Origin of the sequence: Sphaerochaeta sp. S2, assembly GCF_016406725.1 — a bacterium.
In the GTDB taxonomy this organism is placed as follows: Bacteria; Spirochaetota; Spirochaetia; order Sphaerochaetales; family Sphaerochaetaceae; genus Sphaerochaeta.
This window is the reverse complement of record NZ_JAEKNT010000382.1, coordinates 1-6,700: the sequence shown is the minus strand read 5'-3', so window position 1 is coordinate 6,700 and position 6,700 is coordinate 1. Positions and strand designations below refer to the sequence as shown.

The window sequence follows — 6,700 nt, the reverse complement described above, 5'->3', positions numbered from 1 at the left end:
GCCCATAACCGATCATGATATCCTCGATCAGGTCGACTGGATGGAGGAAGTCATTTCTCCACTCAGGAACGGTTGCCCAAATGGTTTGCTCATCATAGACAGCATAGATTCCCATTCTCTTAAGCGCTGCAACTGCATCGTCTCCACTCATCGGCTCACCAAGGGTCTTATGGACCTGGCTGAGTGAGCAGGAGATAGGCTCCTGGAAATAATAGGGAACCGTTATCTCTCTTCCAAACTCCGTCTCCTCTGGGAAGGAGACTTTCACCGGAAGAATCTCATACCCAAGGTCGGACATATCACAGGCAAGAATGGAAGCTGCAAGCAAGAGATCGTGGAGATCAGATCCACTAAGCTCAAGGAACAGATTCTCATCCCCTGCCTCAACAGCCCCGATATGTGCGCTGTTGATCACCGGTGGGAAACTCAGTGTCTCTCCCTTGTCATCATGCAGATAGGGAAACACCTTGCTGTCGCTTACAATCGGACCATACTCCCTGCCCTTGGGGTGTTCACTGCAGATTTCCCTCAGGGTGAGTTCCTTATCCATTCCAAGCGGTATGAATTTGGTGGTGTCAGGGTCTGCCCCACGGTAATGTACCGGATAGGTGATCAGATCGGAGCGATAGATCCCAATTGCAATCGTCTTGCGTTTTCTTCCAAAGTTGGAACAGAGTTTTTCCTGACTCTGGATCAATGCTTCGAGTTCATCCTCACTTACCTTGTGGCCTTTTGCAGCAAAGCCAATTGAGTACGGCCTTACTTCCTTCACTGAGGCATCTACGATGAGCTCTCTTCCCTCGCTGTCAAAGGTCTCATCAGCGGTAGAGAAGAAATCATAGAGAGGAGCTTCAACTCCCCAGTATGCTTTGAGCTGACGCGCGATACCGGCGGCAGACCAGAGGTCAGGACGGTTGGTATCGTTGAGCTCAATTTTCAGCAGGTCATCTTCATGACCATCCAGTTCAGCTTTTGCAACAGGGAAGATTTCTTCCAGTTGCTCATCTTGTATGGTTTTTCCAAGCAAGCTGTAGAACAACTTGCCGGTAGTTTCAATCTTTGGCATTAGTTTCCCCTCCTCGTGCGTACCGACTCAATGTTCGGAGTAAAGAGCTCCCTGAGGTCGTTCAATCCAAGGTGCATCAGGGCCATTCGGTCGATACCGAGTCCCCATGCGAGTACCGGCACGTCAATACCGAGGGCCTTGGTAACCTCAGGGCGGAAGATCCCACTACCACCAAGTTCGAACCATCCCAATACAGGATGCTTGATATGCACTTCGATAGAAGGTTCTGTGAAGGGGAAGTAGCCTGGGACGTATTTCACTTCCTCAGCTCCTGCAATCTCCTCAGCAAACATCTTCAGCAAACCCAACAGCGTTTTCAGATTAACATCATTGCCCAGAACAATACCCTCTGTCTGGTAGAAATCAGCACCGTGGGTTGCATCAACCTGGTCATATCGGAAACAGCGGGCTACACCAAAATACTTGCCTGGAATCTTGGCATTGGGCAGCTGGCGTGCACTGAGAACCGTCCCTTGGCTACGTAGCACCTGACGACGGGTGAATTCATGGTCAAAGCTGTAGCGCCAGCCACGGCTTCCTGTCTCCCAGCCATCTTCATGGGTCTTGGCAACTTGGCTGAGCCATGGTTCCTCGATCTCCTTGCAATGCACCGGGTCCTTTACATAATACACATCATGGATGTCACGAGCACTATGGAACTGTGGCATGAAAAGGGCATCGCCGTTCCAGAACTCATTCTCCACGAGAGAGCCATCGAATTCTTCAAAGCCGAGACTACAGAGCTTATCCTTGACCCACTGCAGATAGTTTCCGTATGGGTTATGCCGACCTGGGATCAAGCGGCTGGTGGGGGCATTCAAACCATAGGGGCGGAAGCTACCGGTTTTCCAACTTCCGGTTGCAAGCATCTCTGGGGTAAGGGAGCCAAGCTCCTCTCCTGTGATGTTTGCCTTCAGGACCGCTTCCTTTGCCAGGGAGCCCTCTTCAGTCAACTCATAGACGATATCTTCCCGTTCAATGACCTTGAAGGGAGAGGATGCAGCACCGCGTTTCTTCGCGATTTTGCCCATTGCTTTCTTCTCATCTGCATCCAATGCTGACTCATCAAGGTCCCCCTGCAAGCCTTTCTGCAGGAGATTGGCGGTAAGAAGAAACTCACCGCTAAGCTCATCAGCGATGGATTGAGCTTTGTTTTCGTCATTCATTTGTGCACAACGAGCTTTTGATAGCTGACCGAAGGCTGAACCCACTTCACTCTTTTCCAGTCCAAGGGCTGAGGCAATCTCAGGAAGTGCATGAGGTCCCTCAGCCTTGATAAATGCAAAGATACGCTGGGCGGGAGTCCCTTTCTCTGCTTGCTCCCTTCCGAATTCTGTCAGTTCATACAGGACGCGACTTTCGCGACTCTTCTCGACCAGATAGCCCTTTGCGCTCAACCAGCTGAACGCCTGGTTGCACTGCCCCACCTTGTAGTCAAGCTCGTCCACAATACGGCCGGCGGTAATGGGTTCACCCAATGCCACATGCCTGAGTAGGCGGACTTCCAGCGGATGCAGGTTCTTTACATCAATTTCCATGCTGTTCTTACTCCTGTACATGAGCGCCGCAGAGGTCTGCGGCGCAAGTGGTTACTATTCTAGCGGTATCAGGAAAAAAAGGAAAGGCTATAGCGAGGAGAAAAGTGAGCGAACGGCGGCAACCACATCTTCCTTGGAAGGAATTGTCTCTTTTTCCAGCTCAGGGGCAAAGGGGATCGGGCTCTCCTTTCCACATAATCGTAAGGGGGGTACCTTCAGGGATGCAAAACTCTTGGCATCGCTGGTCACCTGGGAAACAACTTCAGCTCCATAGCCACCGAACTCGGGGCTATCATGAACAACCAAGAGCCTTCCTGTTTTTCGTACTGACTGGCGGATGGCATTGCCATCCATCGGCTTAATGGTAGCCAGATCAATGACCTCAGTGTCGATTTCATCTTGCAAGCTCAACACTGTTGCTGCCTCGAGACACGTCTGTACTGCATGGCTATAGGCAACGATGGTTACATCACGCCCTCGCTTCTTGACAACCGCTTTTCCAAGCGGCATCAGATAGTCTTCATCCCCTACCGGACCAAGATTGTTGTAGAGGTGTTTGTGTTCAAAATAGAGTACTGGATTGTTGCTCCTGATGGCACTCTTGAGCAGGGCTTTTGCATCCCCAGGACATGAGGGAGCTACAATGATAAGACCAGGGATATTTGCAAACATCGCCTCCAGACATTGGGTGTGCTGGGCACCGTGGCCTGTCCCACTCCCGATGGGAGCCCTCAGGACCATCGGACAGGAGAGCTGCCCGGCACTCATGAAGCGGATCTTCGCAGCATGGTTTATCATGGGATCGCTTGCTAGTGTGGAAAAATCCCCGTACATGATTTCCACTACTGGACGAATTCCCAGCGTAGCAGCACCGACGGCGAGCCCCGTGAACGCTTCCTCACTGACAGGGGTTTCATGCATCTGCCGGGAATGTTTCTTATAAAGATCTCCCGTCACACGGAAACATCCACCATAGAGTCCGATATCCTCTCCGATGAGATGGACCGCCTTGTCACGGGACATCTCTTCATCAAGCGCTTCCCTGATCGCATCCCGGTAGCTGATACGGCTTGTGTTCTTGCAGACCTTGTACAGTTCCTCATCTTCTTCTGTAAAGAGATACTCCATCGCCTTCTCAAGGCTGATATGCTGATCGCGCACAGAGAGCGCATCACGAACTGCATCATCCACGCGTTTGCGACTCTCCAGAATAATGCGGGAGACTTCCTCCTCATTGAACAATCCACTTTCTACCATGGAGCGGGTAAAGAGGAAGATGGGGTCCTTGGAGGCCCACATGGCCTCTTCCTTGTGGTCGCGATACACACAGGCATCGCTCTTTGAGTGCCCACAGCAACGATATGTCTTGAGTTCCAGAAAATACGGTTTTGAAGTGGCGCGGATGGTTTCCACCGCAAGTCTGCAGGCCTTGTAGACAGCCTCGACATCATTGCCATCAACAGTGGCGTGGGGCATGGAATACCCCTCTGCCCGCCTGGCGATGGAGGAGGTGGAGATCATTCTCGAGGCAGCAGCACTCATGCCATAGTTGTTGTTCTCACAAAAAAACAGGACAGGAAGAGACCAGACAGAGGCAAGGTTCATGCTCTCATGCAGTGCACCCCGGCTTGAGGCCCCGTCTCCAAAGATGGCAACACTCAACGCCTGGCTTTTCTGCATCTTCAAGGCAAATCCGATTCCTGCAGCCAGATTGATCCCACTACCGACTACAGCTGAAGATCCCGTATTCCAGGTCTCTACATCAGTCATATGCATGGAACCACCGAGCCCTTTACAAATACCATCTGATGAGCCGAACATTTCGCTGAACATACGCCTTTCACTGGTACCTCTGGCTATGGTATGACCATGGCAACGATGCGTGGGCACAATCCAGTCGCCTGGTTGTAAAGCCAAAGCCAAACCCGCCTGACAAGCCTCCTGTCCAATGGACAGGTGGGTTGTTCCATGCATCTCTTTTTGCTTGAATAATTCGTCAATTTGTTCCTCGAAATGGCGTGAACGTACCATAATCGAGAGCGCTTGTTGCGCCTGTTGTACAGAAAGGTCCATGAGTGCTCCCCGGCAGGATATGCAGTCCTGCCTTTACAAGCCGGCCTAAGCCTTGCCTTTGTATAGTCTCCCCATCCTATTGGTTGGAGAGGATGCTGTCAATAAATCCTATATATACGGTATGAAGGTCGCCGTTTTGGTAGAACTCCTTGATCTCTTCAAGCAGGAATTGGTCACTCTGCATATCCATGGTAGCAACTTTCGTACAAGAGAAAACCAACGAAGCTTCCTTGAAGGTTACACGCTCTCCTCCCTTTGGAGAAGAAATAAAGGTTGGTTGCAACCCAGTCATGCTGATCTTGTCATATTCACGACCACTGTGGGCACCACACCAAAGCAATTTTTCCTTCATCTCAGAAGGAAAGAATGAAACGGTAAACCCGTCACTCTCCTCCAGAAACTGATGGGTGTAGCGGCTCTTGCGCACATAGAGAACTACCACATTTCTTCCCCAGAGCACGCCCATCGTACCCCAGGATGCTGTCATGGTGTTGAAATGTTCAGGAGTTCCCGCTGTTACCAGGAATCCATCAGTTCCGATCGCTGTAAAGGGGTTCATTTGTAAAACTTCTACAGGAACATCAACATACATGGTGGCCTCCTAATCTACGCTTTTAGTGTAGCTGTACAGCAATAGTGTCGTCAAGTAGCAAGAATTCTTCACACCTTTGTCCATCGGTGCAACTCTTTTCCAACATTGACACTCCACTCTTTTTCGTATATGCCTACTAGCATGCAGTACATGTTTCAACAGCTCGTCTGTTGCATTGAGGAGGCCCAATGAAAGATTCCCTCGCTATCCCTGCTTTGACAGAGGATCTCGCTCGTGTTCTCATCGATGCCGACACCATAAATAGAAGGGTCGATGAACTGGCCCGCCAGATCAGCAGTGACTATGCCGATACTGTAGATGACCTGATTCTTGTAGGGGTTCTCAAGGGATCCTTCATTTTTATTGCAGATTTAGCAAGAAAACTGAATGTAAGGCATGTTGTGGACTTCATTGCCCTCTCCTCCTACCAGGGTGACCATAGCGGGAATGTCCGCCTCCTGATGGATACCAGGGAGAATATGGAAGACAAGCATGTCCTGATCATCGAAGACATACTTGACAGTGGAAACACACTGGACTATCTCATTCGAAACTTCAAAACAAGAAATCCCAAGTCTGTGAAGACCGCAGTCCTTTTGGATAAACCTGACAGGCATATTCTGCCTGTAGAAATCGACTACATCGGTTTCACCATCCCTGATGTCTGGGTTGTTGGATACGGCCTGGACTACAATGAAAAATACCGGACCCTCCCCTACATCGCAGAGATGTACCCACAAGCCTAACCAAGGAGAGAGAAATGGACGACAACAAGTTCTACGTCAGTTACAATTCGGTGCATAAACTGGTAAAGAAACTCAGCAAAGAGTTGATTGAATCAGGATATGACCCAGATGTAATCGTTGCAATCGGAAGCGGAGGCTACATCCCTGCAAGAATTATCAAGACCTTCATAAATCGTCCGATTTATGCAGTGGGAATTTCCTATTACGGTATCGACAAGAAACACAAGGACCACCCTACAAAAATCCAATGGATCGATGAAGTACAGTCCCAATTGGTTGGCAAGAAGGTACTCCTTATCGATGAGGTAGATGATACACGTGCCACCTTGGCATACTGTATTGGTGAGTTGCTTAAGTACAAGCCTGAAGAAATCGCTGTCTTGGTTCTACATAATAAGAACAAGGAAAAGGATGTTGAGTTCCCTGTGGAGATCAAGCGCTACTTCGCCGGCCTCAACCTGGATGATGTCTGGATCAAGTATCCCTGGGATGCTGATGACATCGATAGCCATACAGAAAAAGAGAATCTGATGCTTGATCATCTGAAAAAAGAAGGCAAGGAGTTATACCAATGAGCAACGTTACTTCAATTGTAGGAGCCCAGTGGGGCGATGAAGGAAAAGGCCGCATCGTAGACTATTTGGCAGTGAACTCCGATTTGGTCATCCGTTTCCAAGGTGGGGAT

The 6,700-nt window shown here is 49.8% G+C and carries 7 protein-coding genes; 3 read left to right on the top strand and 4 right to left on the bottom strand.

Annotated features, from left to right (window positions below):
- The 4 genes from pheT to JF818_RS11215 all read right to left on the bottom strand — a co-directional run.
- Window positions 1-1,066: phenylalanine--tRNA ligase subunit beta (gene pheT, locus JF818_RS11230; RefSeq protein WP_198892098.1), on the bottom strand; the 1,066-nt coding region annotated here is incomplete at its 3' end.
- Entirely contained in the window at window positions 1,066-2,604 is a 1,539-nt protein-coding gene (locus JF818_RS11225; RefSeq protein ID WP_198892097.1) for a phenylalanine--tRNA ligase subunit alpha, read from the bottom strand. The genes JF818_RS11225 and pheT, both read right to left, overlap by 1 nt.
- Window positions 2,605-2,691: 87 nt before the next feature.
- Window positions 2,692-4,677 (bottom strand): pyruvate dehydrogenase complex E1 component subunit beta, encoded by a 1,986-nt coding sequence (locus tag JF818_RS11220; RefSeq protein WP_198892096.1) that lies wholly within the window; start codon window positions 4,675-4,677, stop codon window positions 2,692-2,694.
- Window positions 4,678-4,753: 76 nt separating this feature from the next.
- A complete protein-coding gene (locus tag JF818_RS11215) occupies window positions 4,754-5,269 on the bottom strand; it encodes a flavin reductase family protein (protein ID WP_198892095.1) in 516 nt (171 codons plus the stop codon).
- Between the two features lie 188 nt (window positions 5,270-5,457).
- On the opposite strand from JF818_RS11215, the gene hpt reads away from it, so the two are divergent.
- From hpt to JF818_RS11200, 3 genes are all read left to right on the top strand, one after another.
- Entirely contained in the window at window positions 5,458-6,015 is a 558-nt protein-coding gene (gene hpt / locus JF818_RS11210; protein WP_198892094.1) for a hypoxanthine phosphoribosyltransferase, read from the top strand.
- Window positions 6,016-6,029: 14 nt separating this feature from the next.
- On the top strand, window positions 6,030-6,590 hold the full coding sequence (locus JF818_RS11205; protein ID WP_198892093.1) for a phosphoribosyltransferase: 561 nt from the start codon (window positions 6,030-6,032) through the stop codon (window positions 6,588-6,590).
- A partial coding sequence (locus tag JF818_RS11200) for an adenylosuccinate synthetase (protein ID WP_198892092.1) occupies window positions 6,587-6,700 on the top strand: 114 nt, incomplete at its 3' end. The genes JF818_RS11205 and JF818_RS11200, both read left to right, overlap by 4 nt.